This window comes from Candidatus Omnitrophota bacterium, assembly GCA_014728045.1.
In the GTDB taxonomy this organism is placed as follows: domain Bacteria; phylum Omnitrophota; class Gorgyraeia; order Tantalellales; family Tantalellaceae; genus WJMH01.
In genome coordinates, this window is the sequence record WJMH01000010.1 from 24,731 (window position 1) to 41,406 (window position 16,676).

Consider the following 16,676-nt stretch of genomic DNA (forward strand, 5'->3'; position numbering starts at 1 on the left):
ATTCATACACCCGTTTTGATCGCGTCGACCACCCTTGCGACGTCCCTCATCTGGGGAACATCATGTACCCGAACCATATCGGCTCCGTTCATTATCGCAACCGCTACACTTGCGGCAGTACCGAATTCTCTGCCGGTAACTTCTTTGGAGGTCACTTTGCCGATAAAAGATTTCCTTGAAGTTCCCACCAGTAATGGTTTTCCCAAACCTTTCAGCTTTTCGAGATCCTTAAGGATCCTGAGATTGTGTTGAAGCGTCTTACCAAAACCTATTCCGGGATCGACAATTATCATCTCCGGGTCTATCCCGGAATCCTCGGCAATTTTTATCGAACCGGCTAGATGATCCGATATTTCTTTTATGAGATCCCCATACCGCGGATCCATCTGCATGTTCCCGGGCTCGCCTTTCATGTGCATAAGGGCCACGCCCGCCCCGAACTGAGCCACTATTGAGGCCATACGCTTATCCCCCCGCAAAGCCCTTATGTCGTTCACCATAACTGCCCCGGCAGAGAGAGCCTGCCTAGCGACCTCACTCTTGCAGGTATCCACGGACAACGGTACACCGGCTTCAGAAGAGAGCTTTTCTACGACAGGAAGGATCCTGTCCGCTTCTTCAGAGGCTGTTACAGCCTCGGCTCCGGGCCTGGACGATTCCCCGCCTATATCGATAATATCAGCCCCGTTGGCAGCCATCTCGAGCCCTTTATCCACTGCGCGTTCAGGTTCGGCATATTTTCCTCCGTCGCTGAAACTGTCAGGCGTAATGTTCAATATGCCCATTATGCAAGTGCGTTGGCCTATGGGTATAGTGTACCTGCCGAGTTTCATGCCTTTTCCGGCTTTTCCTCCGCTCTGGCGGCTTTCTCTTCAACATCGAACCCAATGATCGTCTTGACTTCACTTTCGTCCAGCGTCTCTTTTTCAATGAGCTTGTTGGCCAATATATCAAGCTTGTCTTTGTTGTCCAGAAGTTTCGACTTGGCTATTTCGTAACAATGGTCGACGATGTTCTTCACTTCCTCATCTATGACCCTTGCGGTATCCTCACTGTAATTTCTCTCTTCGGCAATATCCCTGCCCAGAAAGATCTGCTGGTGGCGTTTGCCCACTGTAAGATGCCCAAGCCTCTGGCTCATACCGTACTGAGTGACCATGTTCCGGGCGAGCTCTGTGGCTTTGCGAATATCATCCTGAGCCCCGGTAGAGATCTCACCGAAAGCGACCTCCTCACTTGCCCTGCCCCCGAGCATGCCTGCGATCTTGCCTATGAACTGCTTCTCCCTGTAGATATACTGGTCCTGCTTGGGAAGCTGCATGGTATACCCCAGGGCCATTCCGCGCGAAACGATGGTTACCTTATGCAAGGGGTCAGCGCCTTCTATGAAGAAGGACATCATGGCATGGCCTGCCTCATGATATGCTATGATCCTTTTCTCCTCGTCACTTATTTTCCGCGACTTCCTCTGGGGACCGGCCATAACCCTCTCCATAGCTTCCTGCAGATCTTCAAGCCCCACAGCTTCCTTGTTCTTTCTGGCGCCTAGCAAAGCGGCTTCATTGATGATGTTGGCAAGATCCGCACCGGAAAAACCCGCGGTCTGACGGGCTATCTTGTAAAGCTCCACTCCCTCTTTCATCTTTATGTTCTTCGCGTGGACCTTTAAAATAGCGTCTCGGCCATTTATGTCCGGAAGATCGACCACTATCTGTCTGTCAAAACGGCCGGGTCTCAGAAGAGCCGCGTCAAGAACATCCGGTCTGTTCGTCGCCGCTATGAGTATTACACCTATACCGGTATCAAAACCGTCCATCTCCGAGAGAAGAGCGTTGAGAGTCTGTTCACGTTCGTCATGCCCGCCACCGATACCGGAAAACCTCTGCCTGCCTACAGCATCGATCTCATCCATGAAAATAATGCAGCCTTTCTGGCTCATCTTGGCGGACTTCTTTGCCTGCTCGAAAAGGTCCCTTACCCTTGAGGCACCTACTCCCACGAACATCTCCACGAAATCAGAACCGGAAATACTGAAAAAAGGAACACCGGCTTCTCCGGCAACGGCCTTTGCCAGCAGGGTCTTGCCTGTACCGGGAGGTCCCATAAGAAGCACCCCCTTGGGCATCTTCCCCCCGAGCTTCTGGAATTTACGGGGGGCTTTTAAGAATTCTATCACTTCCCTTAGCTCCTCCTTGGCCTCCTCTATCCCGGCGACATCATCAAAAGTGACGTTCATTTTGTCCTTGGTTGCCAGCTTCGCGCGGGACTTGCCGAAAGAAAGCATCTTCCCGCCTCCGGCCGAGGCGCCTCTGTATATGAAGAACCAGAGAAAGAGAATGAATATGAGCATGGGCCCGAGCGAATAAAAAAGATTCGCGAGGAAAGTCTGCGGAGGTCTGACGTCGAACTCCGGAACGTTTTTCCTTAAAAGTTGCAACAGTTCAGGATCCTCATCGGGAATATTGACGTTAAATTGCCTTCCGTCACTGAGCTTGCCGGAAATACTATCCTTTACCATGACCGCGGATACGATGGTCCCTGTCTGTTCGTTCGTCTGGACTGTCTCGTAGAATTCCTTGTAGGTCATTTCCCTGGAAGTCTCCTCCATGGAAGAGAAAACCCACTGGAAAATATAAAAAAGGCCTACTATTATGATTATCCACACGAGCAGGTTCTTGCTGCTCTGTGGCGGTTCAGGGGTTGGCTTTCTATTCTTTCCGGTGCCTTTTTTTGATGGTCCTATTTTTTTATCCATTCTCCTGCCGTTTCAGTTATATTATTTATTATTTATAATATCTTCTCTCAGTCATGCTAATTGTAACACACTAGAAGTGACCGGTCAACGCCCGCGGGAACACTTGCTGACAGGAAGCTTATCCCCGGCCCCTCACCTCTTGTCGAAAACGAGGTCCGAGCCCTTTTTCGTAACACGTATGTCGCCGGGAAAATCCAGGGATCTTCCTTTTTCACTTTCCCTGAGAAACCTGTCCATGAGCATCCAGTGACGGTATGAGAGTTTTTTGACGTTCCCCCCGGCATTCGTGAAAAGTTGCTTGAAGACCTCTCTGCGCAAAGCCTTCGGCTGAAGTATTATATCCTTTATGGATATCCTCGTTCGGTTCCTGGAGCCTTCCATGGCCTTTCTGCTCTGCTGCTGTAGATATTCAAGGTCTTCCCTTACCGCATCCGAAAGGTTCACCAAAGATCTCTTGACCCTGGGATTGTACTTCTCAAGGAAAGGAAGAACTTCAAGGCGCATCTTGTTACGAAGGAACATAACATCACTGTTCGAACTGTCCTCGACAAATCCGACCCCGTTCTTCTCGAGAAAATCCAGTATCTGTTCACGCGAAACCCGTATCAACGGCCTGACCAGCTTAAGGCCCTTTTCCTCCCTTACAGGCGGTATTCCCGAAAGCGACACCGGGGAGGCACCGTAGATCACCCTCATAATGACCGTTTCGGCCTGGTCGTCCATGGTGTGACCTGTGGCGATAACATTGCACCCGCTCCTCCTGGCGGCCTCCCGGAAGAACCTGTATCTTTCATCACGCGCTCTCTCTTCCAGAGAGGCGCCTTTCTTCACGGAAGAGCTGACATCGACTTTTTTATGTTCGAAAGGAAGACCAAGCTGAAGGGACAGCTTTCTCACGTAATCCGAATCCCTCGCAGATTCTTTCCCTCTCAGGCAATGGTCCATGTTCGCTATAACCGTGTCTATGCCCAGGGACCTCTTAACGGATTCCAGAACGTTCAAAAGACACACCGAATCGGCTCCTCCGGAGACGGCTACGAGCACCCTGTCGTTTTCACGGAACATGTAATAATGCTTGATGGTGTCCTTAACCCGTTTCAGGAACGTAGCCTTCGTAACGGTTCTTTTGTTCATTTTCGCCTTCTCCTAAGAGCCTCTTCCTGGCTGTAAACGCACCCGCAGTAGTCCTGCCTGTAAAGCCCCATCTCTCTGGACATCTCTGTCGCCCTGAGAAACCCGCCTTTTTTCTTGAAATCCGCGTTAATGAATTTTTCGCCGCCTATTTCACGCCCTATCGAGTTAATGACCGCAGCATCCTTGTGGGGACTGACGCTGAGCGTAGTGGTAAAGGCGCCGAAGATCTTTTCACGCATATATTTGTATGTTTGCTCAAGTCTAATCCTGTAACAGATTCTGCAGCGGTCCCCTCCTTCGGGGGCGTATTCCAGGCCCTTTACAAGTTCGAACCATTTCTGTCTGTCGTAGGGGCCTTCCACCAGATCAAACCCGAGCTCGGTTGCGACTTTCCTGGATGCCTCGAGCCTTCTTTGGTATTCGTCAACCGGATGAATGTTCGGATTATAAAAATACCCGGTTACCCTGTGGCCTTCTATCATCAGCTTTTCTGCGACCGCGCCTGCGCATACTCCGCAACAGATATGTAACAATATCTTCATATAAGCCCCAGTCCGATATTTTTGCTTTTTTCTTTACGCTATGGCATACTTATTCCAAGGAGTGGTCCTCTGACGGGAAGCTGTTAAGCTGAAGATTTTTACAAAAAAGAGAGGCAACCACTCCTTCTTTTTTTTAAACAGATACCTCCATGAGGTCCTCTGCAACGATCATTTCCGGATACTTCTCCACCAGTTTCTCGAGCCTTTGCTGGTCCTGATACTTTCGGCTTATATGTGTCAGAACTGTTTTGCCGACACCGCCCTGCCGGACCATTTCCACCACCTCGGGCAGTGAAGCGTGCATATAGGGTTTATCCGGTCCTACATCATCAAAATACGTGCAGTCCTGGACCAAAAGGTCCGCCCCCTCCACCAGTTGGCGCAGAGAATCGCACAATTCGGTGTCGCCGGAGAAGACCACTTTCTTCCCCTTCTGCCTGTGGGATACATCTTCAAGAAGAACGCGCCGGCCTCCGATAGACACCTCTTTCTTCTCTTTGAGCTCCTTGTAGACGGGCCCCTCTTCGGGAAGACCAAGCTGCATAGCTTTTCTAATATCTATGACAGTCTTTTCCTTTTCGATGAAAGCATACGCTACTGCGGGAATGCTGTGCTTGACCGGCACCGAAACAACGCGAAACCTGTCCGTTTCGTAGATCGTCTGCGTTTTTTTGCCACGAGGGTTGACATTCTGCGAGAGCACCCGGAATTTAGCCATGGAAACGCTCAATTGCCTGTACTTGCTCACATTCTTCTTCGCCTGCGGCGCGTGAACGGTTAAAGGTCGCTGACGCCCCTCGAACCCCATTGTATCTATAACTCCCGGAAGACCGAGACAATGGTCACCGTGCCAGTGCGTGATAAAAATATGATCGAGTTTCATCATATTGAGACCGGCAAAGAGTATCTGTCGCTGAGTGCCTTCACCGCAATCAAAAAGACAACAGAACTCTTCCGCGTCACTGTAACGCAGATGAACTGCCGAATGAGCTCTTTGCTTGGTAGGTACACCCGCAGTCGTGCCCAACAAGGTCAAAGTAATCTTAGACATTTTCAGACGCTTCCTGTTCCTTTCGCCACTGGCTGACAACTTCCCGCAAACCTTCTTTGGTTGATATTTCCGGTTCATATCCGAGTATCTCCCGGGCCCGGCTGATATCATATACCCTGTCCTTGAAGATCCTTTCCGCCCTCCTTTTCACCGGAGGAAATACGCTGAGCAACCGGAAAAGCCACGCGGGTACTACCGGGGGCTCCATCCCCATTTCCCGGTAACAGATCTCAAGGAATTTACGCAATGTAATTACCTGCTTGTCGGCGACGATGAAAGAGCCTTCCAGGGCTTCTTCTTTTTCAAGGGTAAGAAGCAATAACTGCACGAGATTGCCCACATGCACCAGATGAAGCTTTGAGTCCATCCCCTTGACATCCACGAGAGGGATCTGGCGCTTCCGCACTCCGGCCAGTATCCTGTCTAAAGCGTGAGGCTCTCCGTGACCGTAAACCATGCAGGGCCGGACGACGCAGACGGAAAGCCCTTTTTCCCGGAACTGCATGACAGTGCGTTCTGCTTCGATCTTGGACCTTCCGTAAGGATTGCTTGCCTTATAGGGCATCTCATCCCTTAAGGGTACCTGCTCGTTACCGCTGATAACGGCGACAGAACTAAGATATATGAGTTTTCCTATATGGTTCGCGTAACAGGCCCGGCAGATGTTCCGGGTGCTTTCGATATTAACACGATGCAAACTATCCTCATCCCGGTCCATTACGGCTGCTGCGCAATGATAGACGGCCTGAGGGGATATTTTCTTCAATAGCTCCTCGAGAAGGTCGGCGTTAAGTATATCAGTGACCTCGTAAGGGACTTTCATCTTCTCCAGAAGGGAAACATCACTAGTACTCCTTACCAGAGATACTACATCATGTCCCTTCTCCGCAAGAGCCCTGAGGAGATTACTTCCTATAAACCCGGTCGCTCCGGTCAGCACTATCTTCATTTAACCCTTTATCCCCGCGGCTGTAGACCGCTTTTGATACAAGCACCATTAGGCAAAAGCACAGCGTTATCCCGTTGGCCAGGACTATCGGGAACTCACCTATCAATATACCGTAAACAAGCCATAGGAATATTCCCAGCGTAAGAATAATATACATGTACAGGGAAATATCCCTGGCGCGTTTCGTCCTTAAGATCTTCACCACCTGAGGCACGAATGAAAGCGTCGTGCATATGCCCGCGGCGAACCCTATGAGACTTATATGCAGTCTGTCCATCATCTTCTCCGAAGTTGCGCTCAACTTAAAAGCATTTTTGTCAAAACACCGACCAGAGGCAGTATCACTCTATCAAACAGACCAAGATACAAAAGACCGATCAATATTATGAACCCGTACCGGTCCAGTTTCTCGTATTTCCTGGCCGCCTCCCGTGGCAATATGGCGGCAACTATACCGCCGCCATCGAGCGGCGGTATAGGTATGAGGTTGAAAATGCCCAGAACCAGACTGATCAGGACCCCGTAAAGAAGGAACAGCCCCGGCAAAGAACCTGGCGGGAAAATACCTGCCCTGAAGATCACCGCGAAAAAAACCGCAAGGATCAAGTTGGACGCAGGACCCGCGCAACTTGTAAGAAGCATGCCCTTCCTGGGGTCATTGAAATTATTCGGGTTCACGGGAACCGGTTTGGCCCATCCGAAAACCACCGGCGCTCTCGAAATAATAAGTAACGCCGGTAGCAGGACCGTCCCTATCGGGTCTGCATGGGCCAGGGGATTAAGAGTGAGTCTGCCCGCATCCCTCGCGGTCGTATCGCCAAGCCTGTATGCCACGTAGCCGTGCGCCAGTTCATGGATGACTATAACGACAACAAATACAGAAATTGAAATAATCGCGTTCGCCATATATCAGAGAGTATACCCCATGCGTTTAAGGGCCTTGTTCATCCTGTCGACGACCTGGTTCCTGGTACTTCCCTCGGTAAGGTTGTTCTTGCATATCCCGGCGAAGCCCTTACGGTTCTTGATCTTGAAAATCTTTAGCTGTGACTTCGGGACCTTCCTCAACTTGATCTGTTTTTTTGCCATAGTTCTACCCCCCTTTTCGGATTGCAATATGCGGCGGGGCCTCATGGGAAAGCCCCGCGTCCATCAAAAACTGTTCAATATCCCTGTTAGCTTCCCAGGTCCTTTTGATCTTTTCCTTGTTGCGCATGAACGCCATAACGACCGCCGGATCAAAATGGGTACCCGCCCTTTCCAGGACCATCGATACCGATTTATCGAACCCGAAAGCCTTCTTGTAGGAACGCTTGGAAGTAAAAGCGTCAAAACAATCAGCGAGACTGACTATTCTTCCGTATAGAGGTATCTGTTCACCTTTGAGGCCGCGCGGATACCCCTTGCCGTCGAACCTCTCATGATGCGTCAGGGCCACAAGCTCGCAGGCACGCATTATAGGGGTCTTTGAGTTTGCGAATATCCTGGCCCCGGCTTCGGGGTGTTTCATCATTATGTATCTTTCCTCTGAGGTAAGCTTCCCTTTTTTCTTCAGGATAGAATCGGGCAGAGTTATCTTGCCGATGTCATGCAAGGGACTGGCGTGGCGTATAGTATCCACTTCTTTTTCCGAAAGCCCCATCTCCTCTGCGATGATGGCGCTGTAATCGGCTATGCGCACAAGATGCACCCCGGTCGAAACATCCCTGGACTCGGCCACGACGGCCATACGGAAGATCATCTCCATATTAGCCTCTTTTATCTCATCATAAGCGTGTTTCAGATTTTCGTAAGCCCCTCTTATGCCGAGTTTGAGATTATGCTCGGTTCTTTTTGTCATATTCCGTATTCCCGTTCCATTGAACAACGAAGGAAAGGGCCTCACTCCCCCATTCTTTTAAGGTATTTGTAATAATCCCCTTCCGTGGAAAGTATAACGGTAGTATTACCGTCAACTGTATTATTATAAGTCTCAAGCGTCTTGAGGAACGAATAGAACCCGGGGTCCTTGCTGTAGGAATCTGCATATATCTTTATGGCTTCAGCATCGGCCTTACCACGGATGCCCTGGGCTGTCTTGTAAGCCTCCGAGGATATTCGCTTAAGCTCCTTTTCCTTCTGTCCCCTTATCTCGGCGCTCTTTCCCATACCTTCGGACCGGTACTGTTCCGCAGCACGCTTCCTTTCTGATATCATCCTTTCATAGACTTTTTGTCGCACTTCCTCAACATAATTGAGCCTTTTTATCCTTACATCGACCAGCTCAATACCGTACTGGGGCATTAATTCCTGTGCTCTTTTGAGAATGTCGTTTTCCAGCGCCGTACGGCCCATGGTTATCCTTTCAAGGGCCTCTTCGGCGATGGCGGTTATCTCCGCGGGGGTTTCCGTATCAAGTATCCGATTGGAATCCCTGATGGTCTCCACGAGAGGATGGCTGGTTATCACGTCTCTGGTAGCGGAATTGATGATATCGTCCAGCCTTCCATGCGCGCCGCGCTCAGTCCCCACTGATTGCAGAAACATCAACGCGTTCTTGATCTTCCAGCGTGCCGTGGTATCCACCCAGATGTATTTCTTGTCCCGGGTGGGTATCTGGTTAGGATCACCGTCCCAGTTGAGCAACCTTTTATCAAAAGAATGCGCGATCTGTATGAACGGGACCTTAAAATGAAGTCCGGCCCTGGTAACAGGCTCACCCACAGGCCTTCCGAACTGGGTTATGACGACCTGCTGGGTCTCATCTACTACATATACAGTTCCCGTAAGGAACGCAATAGCCGCCAGAATGGCCACCCCCATTATAATGTTAGCCGCTTTTTTTATCATTGCTCGCCCCCTTTCTCGCCAAGCCTCAACAGCGGAAGAATAGAATTCTGCTGAGGATCAGTGATGTATTTGGTCTCAGCCTGAGGCAAGACCCTGGACATCGTCTCAAGGTACAGCCTTTTCTTGGTTATCTCCGGTGCCTTTTTATACTCTTCCCAAGTGACCAGGAATCTTTCCGATTCGCCTTCGGCCCGGTTGATCTTATCAAGCTGGTACCCTTCAGCCTGCCTGATCGTTCTGAGCGCTTCACCTTTGGCGCGAGGCACCGCCTTGTTGTATTCTTCCCAGGCTTCGTTGATCATTCTCTCCCGCTCCTGCTTGGCTTCGTTCACCTCGTTGAAAGCGGGTTTCACCCTGTCAGGAGGGTTCACATCCAGCAGCTTGACAGTGACTATACTGATCCCCGTCTGATATTTATCCATGAGCTCCTGCAGGTCCAGTTCCGCCTTATGGTCGATCTCCTGACGTTTAGTAGTGAGGACCTCATCAACCGTATAGTCCCCCACCAGCCTGCGCATTACCACTTCAGACATGACCCTGACATTACCCACGGGCTTTTTTGTGCGGAACATCAGTTCCACAGGATCATTGACGCGGAACTGAACGATCCACCTCACGTCCAGTATGTTAAGATCCCCTGTAAGCATAAGCGACTCTTCGGGGAACTTACGCGCGGCATAAACACTTCGCACTCCGGACCGCGCAGTCCTGAAGCCGAATTCCTCCTTGAAGATCTTCTTGACCTTTATAGGTGTGGCCTTTTCGATACCGAAGGGCAACTTGACTTGCAATCCCGGCTCTGTGGTCCGGACATAACCGCCGAACCTCTGGACGACCCCGACCTCGTCAGGTCCTATAGAATAAATGCCGCTCTGGAGCGCAAAGATCGCTATCAGAACAGCAATACCAGCCGGAAGATACTTGAGGTAGTCCTTACCCATCTGTTTCACTTTTTTAGCCTCGTCCTTGAAAAGGTCGTCGGGTGATCTGAAATTATCCATAACAACTCCTTCCCTGATTTACTTGATTACCCTGAACGAACGTATACTTCTGGTGCTTTTGCCAGCGTGTCTGTAAACCTGTCTAAGCGCCCATGTATATACGGTGCCGTTCTCGAAAAGATCCGAAGGCACCCCATGCTCGTACTTGCTGTCGCGTAAACGCTCTTTGTATATCAAACCGGAAGCCAGCATATCGTACCCTTTGTATATCCTGAAGTCATAATACTCTCGCTTGATCCGGTCGCCGACGTGTGGACTCCACTGGAACTGCATCGTTTCAATGCCCCGCAGGTCGACCTTATCCGAACTTGGTTCAAAAAGCCTCGGCTGCGGAACATGGCACAACTGCCCCGAACCGCCGCGATATAATGCTTCGGCCGCCGGATGCGCCAAGAACAGAAATGAAAAAGCAATGCTTGCAATTAGGAGTTTCTTTATCATATGTTTCACCTTTCAAGGTGATGCAAATTAAAGAATATATAATTATATGACAAATCAGCTTATGATACCATACTGAAATGACAGGGGGAACATATAAGGATTTGCGCGGCAGATAATGCCGTTCTGGCGATCTGGTAGCGGGGGGCGGATTCGAACCGCCGACAACACGGGTATGAGCCGTGCGCTCTAACCAACTGAGCTACCCCGCCATCGGACCCTGAAAAGTGAAAATCCATTATATTGTAAAGAACGGCCTTTGTCAACGAGAGCTGTTCACATAAGCGCTTCCTCTATCCAGCCGCCACCGGCAACCACCTCATCGTCATAGAATACCGCCGCCTGTCCAGGCGTGGGAGCGAACTGGGGTCTGTCGAACTCAACTACCGCTTCATCGTCCCCCCACGGAATTACACTCGCGGCCTCTTTCTTGCTGTTATATCTTATCTTTGTCTGAAAACGCATCTTCCCCTTGAGCTTCTCCATGATAAGCCAGTTAAACCCTGCAACACGTATCCTGGAATTCATGGCGTGTTCTTTCTCGCCAACGGTTATCGTGTTGTTATCCGCGTCTATTTTGAGCACATACACTGGTTGCGGCATGGCAAGTCCAAGACCTCTGCGTTGTCCAACTGTATATGCGGCGACCCCCTTATGCCGGCCGATGACCTTGCCCGAGGTGTCAAGTATGTCGCCCTCTTTGAACGCCTCTATCCCCAGCTTACTGAGATAATCCCTGTAATCGCTCTGGGCCGTTGCAAAGCATACATCCTGGCTTGACTTGCGCCAAGCCGACATAAAGTTCCGCCCGACGGCCATTTCCTTAACCTCTTCCCTGGCCATCTCCCCCAGGGGGAACAACACGCTTGAAAGTTCTTTTTGGGAAATATCATACAAAAAATAGGATTGATCGCGCCATTTATCCCTGGCTTCGGAGAGCATACAGCCGCCAGGCCCCTTAAGTATGCGGGCATAATGACCGGTCGCTATTTTCTCGGCGCCCATCTGGCGGGCCTTCTTAAGAAGCAGTCCGAACTTTATCCTGCTGTTACAGTAAATACAGGGGTTCGGCGTTCTGCCCCTGGAATATTCTTCCGCGAAATAATCCTTAACGATCTCGGCGAACTCCCTTGAGAGATCTATCACGTGATACGGGATGTCCAGGTCCTCCGCGACGCTGCGCGCGTAACGAACGGCTGACTCCGAGCAACACAGCTTTTCACCTTCGGCGTCGCATTCTTCCTTTGGCCAGGTCTGGATGGTCGCACCAATGAGATCATGCCCTTCGCTCTTCAGTTTAAGAGCTGCAACGCTCGAATCGACCCCTCCTGACATAGCGACCAGTATCTTCATCCTTATCATCTCCACATCATGTATTTTTCCGCTCCCTCGGAAGACTTAACCTTCTGCCGGCCTTCCGGAGCACTAACGGTTATGATCTCGATACCCTCAAGCCTCTCAGCCAGCTTCACTGCCCGCTCAGGGCCCATGACCATCATCCCGGTCGATAAAGCGTCCGCCTCCATGCAGGTTGGAGCTATGACCGTAACGCTGGAATATTTTTCGTCCAGGGCCCGGTCACTGTGAGGGTCTATTAGATGAGAGAGCACTTTGCCGGTCCTCCCTTCAAGAACAACGTTCTCATAATCGCCGCTGGTTGCGACCGCCGAATTCTCCACCTGTAGCGTTACGGCCATAGTCCGTCCTTTGGGGCTTCTTACCCCTATTTTCCAGGGGCCTGCGTCTTCTCTACTGCCGCAGTAGAGATCGCCTCCGGCGTTCACCATTACCGCCCGGAGACCTCTGCCACGGAGATATTCAACCATCCTGTCGACAATATATCCTTTTGCGATACCCGAGAGATCTATCCAAGCTCCGTTAAGCAACTTGACCGTACCGGCTGCCTGGTCTATCACGATATTATCCCATCCGACACCCGTATAATCATCGGGTATCTGATCAAGGATCTCTTTCGGCATGTTACGGTAAAAACCGTCCGCCTTAAGTACTGGGGAGACGGTTATATCGAACTGACCCCCTGTCAGGGCGCCTATCCTCTGAGCCTCGGAGATAAGCTGGAACAGCTGAGGTGAAACACGTTTCTGCCGAGCGCTATTGAGCTCATTGACTTCACTTTCCGGATCGAAAGAGCTGTACTTTTCTTCAAGCGATCGCGCAAGACGCATAGCTCCTTGAGCAGCTTCTTCCAGCTTTTTCTCGGGCACGACGGCCTGTTGTATCTTGATCTGCACGAATGTGCCCAAAAGCGGCTCCACGCGGGAGTATCCGCTTGCACTTGTTGGTCTGGAGCAACCCGAGAACATCGCCAAGGCGATAGAAGCGGCAATGATCGTATGTATCTTGGTAGATCTCATGAATTTATACGGCTAGATTATGCTCTTGAAGACCCTTTCGACGTAAACATATTTTTCTATCATGTCGATAGCGAGTTTGACCTTGTTCTCGTCCCTCGATTTTATCTTCACCGTCAGGTCATGTATCCTCGAAGCAACGTCGTAAGTGTCATGCCGACATGTAAGCGTCGGGATATCGGTACTTCTAAGGGCGTTGTATATCCTGCGTCTGGGGGTCATCCCTCCGGAAAGGACCAGTCCCGCTATCCTTCTCGGGGCCTTAAAACGGCCTGTATGTATCTTTATAAGAAGATTGATGAGATCTGCCCGGTTACCCGGGGTTATGACAAGCGAATCATCCTCGATGTACTGAGCCGCCTCCCTGACCTCCATCGCACCTACGAGGACCTTGCGCATCTGTCTGCCGAGGTATTTTTCGCCGCAGAGCACATGCATGTCAAGCTCCTCTTTGAAATCCCGCATAGTCGGTATGTCCAAAAGTTCAACATAAGGAAGAACGCCGAGAACTGGTATGCCCAGCCTTTCCAGGCCTTTTCTTACGTAAGTGTTTATCTTGTCGTATTTATGGGGAAGAACCTTGTTTATAACCACCCCGGCGAGCTTAACACCCATATTATCGAAAAGTGACCTGTTGAGCATGATCTCGTCTATGGGATTGCCTATACCCCCGGGAGCCACCAGTATCACCTGCGAATCGAGCATTTTCGCCACGGCGGCATTTGAAAGATCGAATACCGAACCTACCCCAGCATGGCCTGTGCCTTCAATGATCACTATGTCTTTGCCTTCGGAGATCCTGGAAAAAGCCTCTTTTATGGTTTCACCGGAGTTATCCTGGATCCTCCCGTCAAGGAACTTCTCAGTATATCCTTTCTCGACGGCAACGGGCGACATATCCTTGAGCTGGGAACCAAGATTGAAAATGCGATCCATGAGGACCGAATCCTCGTCCACTTTGTCCCCTTTTTCAACGAGATAACGCTGCCCGACCGGCTTAATGAAGCCCACCTTCTTTGAATGTTTTCGGAGAGTTGCCAATAGACCCAGCGAGACAGTGGTCTTGCCCACGTTCTGCCGGGTAGCGGCTATGAAAATGCGCCTTGTTCGCTTTATACCGAATATTTTTTCCCAGGTTTCCAGATAAGGTTTCATAACGATAACGCCCGATGTTTCTCAGAAAGACTCTTCCTGCGAGGGGAAACTTCCCTCTTCGGTCTGTTTTTTGAAAGAAAGGACGGCTTTTTTTATTGTCTTGCTTATTTCGGCGTACCTTCTAACGAACTTGGGCACGAACTTGTCAAAATAACCGACCATATCGTAGGTGACAAGAACCTGACCATCACACAGTTTTCCAGCGCCTATGCCAATGGTGGGTATCTTCAGTTTTGAGGTGATCTCACCGGCGAGTTTTTCCGGTACACATTCAAGAATAAGAGCGAAACATCCGGCCTTTTCCAGTAATGTCGCGTCTTCAGTAAGTTTTTCGGCTTCCTGCTGGAACCTGCCCTGCACCTTATAGCCGCCGATCTTGTTAACGCTCTGAGGGGTAAGACCTATATGGCCCAGTACGGGGATGCCCGCCTCGGTTATAGCCTTAACACGCGGCAGGACCTCACTGCCGCCCTCGAGCTTAACGGCCTGGCAGCCGGCCTCTTGGACGAACCTGCCGGCGTTCTTCACCGCATCCCTGTCAGAAGGCTGGTACGACATAAAGGGCATATCCCCTATAAGAAAGGAACGTTTTACCCCCCGGCTGACCGCTTTGGCGTGATGTACCATCTCATCCATGCCAACACCCAGAGTATCCTCCTGTCCCAGCACCACCATCGCCAGCGAATCCCCCACCAGTACCGCATCTATACCCGCCGAGTCCAGAATGCTGGCCATGGGATAATCATAGGCGGTGAGCATGGTGATCTTCTCCCCGTTCTCCTTCTTGCGCCTGAAATCAAGTACCGTAATGCGCTCTTTGCTCATATTAAAATATCCCCGTCAGGTAATCCACGAAATCCACAGTTATCGGACACAGATATACATGAGAGGTTTTCGCTGTGGTCCGGTTAAGCACCTCTCTGGCAAAGGTCTGGTTCCACTTCATGGAACAGACGAATTTTTCCGGAAAAACTACCTTGTTCTTTGTTTCCCAGTATTTCTTGGATGATTCCCTTATTACGGGAGCGAGCCCCCAGAAAACATGTGTATCCTCAAGCTCCCTGGACCACTGTTCCAATAGATCCAGGTCAAAGAACGGCTGAGTAAAAAAACCGTCGGCACCCGCATTCCTTTTCTGTTCGACATATTCCATTTCTTCCGAAAAGGTCGTTCTCCACTGATCGATGCCAGCGTATACCTTAAGTTCCGGAACCTCCTCCTTGAGTTTCTTTATAAGCTCTATCGACGTGCAGGGGTTTTCGCTCTTTGAAACGATATCCGGGTTGTCCCCCAGGATCACGAGGACCTCGGTGATGCCATACTCGGAAAATAGCCGCCTGTAAGGGAAAGGCTCCTCTTTATTTATTGAAACGGCACGTATATGCGGTATTATATGCGGGAAAAAAGGCACCGCGACTTTGCATGCCTCGGGTATCCTTACATCGAACTTGAGGATATCGGGGATGTTCAGAGTCTCCACGCAGGGGAACCTTTCCCTGACAGTTCTGAGTTCTTCCGTAAAAAGTTCTTCGCTCCTGGGTACGAGTTCCAGTGATATCCTGCCCATTCGTTAGGCCTGTCCTTTCCTGTTCAGCTGTTCTGGCGTCTATACGCCCTGAACACATTCCGCATGAGGATGGATACGGTAACCGGGCCCACACCTCCTGGCACCGGCGTTATGAAAGAAGCTTTATCTTTTACGTCTTCGAAATCAACATCTCCTACTATGCCCTTGTCAGTCCTGTTTATACCGACATCGATGACCGCGCAGCCTTCCTTGATCCAGTCGCTTTTTACCATCTGCGCCTTACCGACCGCGACAACGAGAACATCCGCTTTCCTGGCATGAGCCTTTATATCGCCTTTTTCATATGTGCCTATATGACAGACAGTGACAGTGGCCATCTCGTTCAGCATCATCATGCTCAGGGGTTTGCCGACTATGGCGGAATGCCCTATGATCACGACCTCCTTGCCATAGAGGTCCACCCCCTGCATATTGAGGATCTTCATTACAGCTCCTGGTGTGCATGGAACGATGTCCGCTTCCTTGCGCAATATCTTTCCCAGGTTAAGAGGGTGTATGCCCTCGGCATCCTTCTCAGCCAACATACTGGCTACTATACTGTCATGCTGAATGCCTTCGGGAAGCGGTTTCTGGACTATGATGGCACTGACAGCATTATTTTCGTTAAGACGGCGTATCTGGTCAAGAAGCTGTTCGGACGTGGTCGACTCTTCCAGAACGCGTGAATCAAAATCAATCCCCACCTGCGCGGCGGATTTCTTCTGCATATTCACGTATATTTGGGCATCACTCCTCGTGCCCAGAAGTATCGAAACAAGTTTAGGCGGTCTTCCCGATACATCTTGGATATGCTGAATACCCCTGCGGACCTTATCGTTGATAGCCAGCGCTATCTGCCTGCCGTCAATGATCTTTCCCATTG

The 16,676-nt window shown here is 50.4% G+C and carries 19 protein-coding genes and 1 tRNA gene; all 20 read right to left on the reverse strand.

Translation table 11 applies throughout. The features are described from left to right. Positions 1-2: 2 nt before the first annotated feature. The 20 genes from folP to GF409_02760 all read right to left on the reverse strand — a co-directional run bounded on the left by folP (position 3) and on the right by GF409_02760 (position 16,674). The gene (gene folP, locus GF409_02665) at positions 3-833 is read right to left on the reverse strand and encodes a dihydropteroate synthase (protein MBD3426115.1); all 831 of its coding nucleotides are present in this window, start codon (positions 831-833) and stop codon (positions 3-5) included. After that, positions 830-2,755, reverse strand: a complete 1,926-nt coding sequence (gene hflB, locus GF409_02670) for an ATP-dependent zinc metalloprotease FtsH (GenBank protein MBD3426116.1) — start codon at positions 2,753-2,755, stop codon at positions 830-832. Before hflB ends, folP begins: the two co-directional genes overlap by 4 nt. 132 nt (positions 2,756-2,887) lie before the next feature. Further along, the gene (tilS, locus tag GF409_02675; protein MBD3426117.1) at positions 2,888-3,889 is read right to left on the reverse strand and encodes a tRNA lysidine(34) synthetase TilS; all 1,002 of its coding nucleotides are present in this window, start codon (positions 3,887-3,889) and stop codon (positions 2,888-2,890) included. After that, positions 3,886-4,431, reverse strand: coding sequence for a recombinase (locus GF409_02680; protein ID MBD3426118.1), 546 nt, complete (start codon positions 4,429-4,431; stop codon positions 3,886-3,888). The genes tilS and GF409_02680 overlap by 4 nt, the downstream gene beginning before the upstream one ends. Before the next feature lie 133 nt (positions 4,432-4,564). After that, positions 4,565-5,593: a ribonuclease Z gene (locus tag GF409_02685; protein MBD3426119.1), complete on the reverse strand. Its 1,029-nt coding sequence runs from the start codon at positions 5,591-5,593 to the stop codon at positions 4,565-4,567. Then, positions 5,475-6,431, reverse strand: a complete 957-nt coding sequence (locus GF409_02690; protein ID MBD3426120.1) for an NAD-dependent epimerase/dehydratase family protein — start codon at positions 6,429-6,431, stop codon at positions 5,475-5,477. Before GF409_02690 ends, GF409_02685 begins: the two co-directional genes overlap by 119 nt. Next, positions 6,388-6,708, reverse strand: coding sequence for a hypothetical protein (locus GF409_02695; GenBank protein MBD3426121.1), 321 nt, complete (start codon positions 6,706-6,708; stop codon positions 6,388-6,390). The genes GF409_02690 and GF409_02695 overlap by 44 nt, the downstream gene beginning before the upstream one ends. A 20-nt stretch (positions 6,709-6,728) precedes the next feature. Beyond that, positions 6,729-7,337, reverse strand: coding sequence for a site-2 protease family protein (locus GF409_02700; GenBank protein ID MBD3426122.1), 609 nt, complete (start codon positions 7,335-7,337; stop codon positions 6,729-6,731). A gap of 3 nt (positions 7,338-7,340) precedes the next feature. Then, positions 7,341-7,520 (reverse strand): hypothetical protein, encoded by a 180-nt coding sequence (locus GF409_02705; protein ID MBD3426123.1) that lies wholly within the window; start codon positions 7,518-7,520, stop codon positions 7,341-7,343. 4 nt (positions 7,521-7,524) lie between these two features. After that, positions 7,525-8,271, reverse strand: a complete 747-nt coding sequence (locus tag GF409_02710) for an HD domain-containing protein (protein MBD3426124.1) — start codon at positions 8,269-8,271, stop codon at positions 7,525-7,527. A gap of 41 nt (positions 8,272-8,312) precedes the next feature. Next, on the reverse strand, positions 8,313-9,257 hold the full coding sequence (gene hflC / locus GF409_02715; GenBank protein ID MBD3426125.1) for a protease modulator HflC: 945 nt from the start codon (positions 9,255-9,257) through the stop codon (positions 8,313-8,315). Then, the gene (hflK, locus tag GF409_02720) at positions 9,257-10,261 is read right to left on the reverse strand and encodes an FtsH protease activity modulator HflK (GenBank protein ID MBD3426126.1); all 1,005 of its coding nucleotides are present in this window, start codon (positions 10,259-10,261) and stop codon (positions 9,257-9,259) included. Before hflK ends, hflC begins: the two co-directional genes overlap by 1 nt. Positions 10,262-10,279: 18 nt before the next feature. Further along, positions 10,280-10,702, reverse strand: a complete 423-nt coding sequence (locus tag GF409_02725; GenBank protein ID MBD3426127.1) for a hypothetical protein — start codon at positions 10,700-10,702, stop codon at positions 10,280-10,282. Positions 10,703-10,834: 132 nt separating this feature from the next. Continuing rightward, positions 10,835-10,911 (reverse strand) — tRNA-Met (locus tag GF409_02730). 64 nt (positions 10,912-10,975) lie between these two features. Beyond that, the gene (gene mnmA / locus GF409_02735) at positions 10,976-12,067 is read right to left on the reverse strand and encodes a tRNA 2-thiouridine(34) synthase MnmA (GenBank protein MBD3426128.1); all 1,092 of its coding nucleotides are present in this window, start codon (positions 12,065-12,067) and stop codon (positions 10,976-10,978) included. Continuing rightward, positions 12,058-13,074, reverse strand: coding sequence for a hypothetical protein (locus tag GF409_02740; protein ID MBD3426129.1), 1,017 nt, complete (start codon positions 13,072-13,074; stop codon positions 12,058-12,060). Before GF409_02740 ends, mnmA begins: the two co-directional genes overlap by 10 nt. 12 nt (positions 13,075-13,086) lie before the next feature. Further along, a complete protein-coding gene (locus GF409_02745) occupies positions 13,087-14,226 on the reverse strand; it encodes an AAA family ATPase (GenBank protein ID MBD3426130.1) in 1,140 nt (379 codons plus the stop codon). A 21-nt stretch (positions 14,227-14,247) separates the two neighbouring features. Continuing rightward, a complete protein-coding gene (gene panB, locus GF409_02750; protein MBD3426131.1) occupies positions 14,248-15,051 on the reverse strand; it encodes a 3-methyl-2-oxobutanoate hydroxymethyltransferase in 804 nt (267 codons plus the stop codon). A 1-nt stretch (position 15,052) separates the two neighbouring features. Next, positions 15,053-15,793, reverse strand: a complete 741-nt coding sequence (locus GF409_02755; protein MBD3426132.1) for a methylenetetrahydrofolate reductase — start codon at positions 15,791-15,793, stop codon at positions 15,053-15,055. Positions 15,794-15,816: 23 nt separating this feature from the next. Continuing rightward, positions 15,817-16,674 (reverse strand): bifunctional methylenetetrahydrofolate dehydrogenase/methenyltetrahydrofolate cyclohydrolase, encoded by an 858-nt coding sequence (locus GF409_02760; GenBank protein ID MBD3426133.1) that lies wholly within the window; start codon positions 16,672-16,674, stop codon positions 15,817-15,819. Positions 16,675-16,676: the final 2 nt, after the last annotated feature.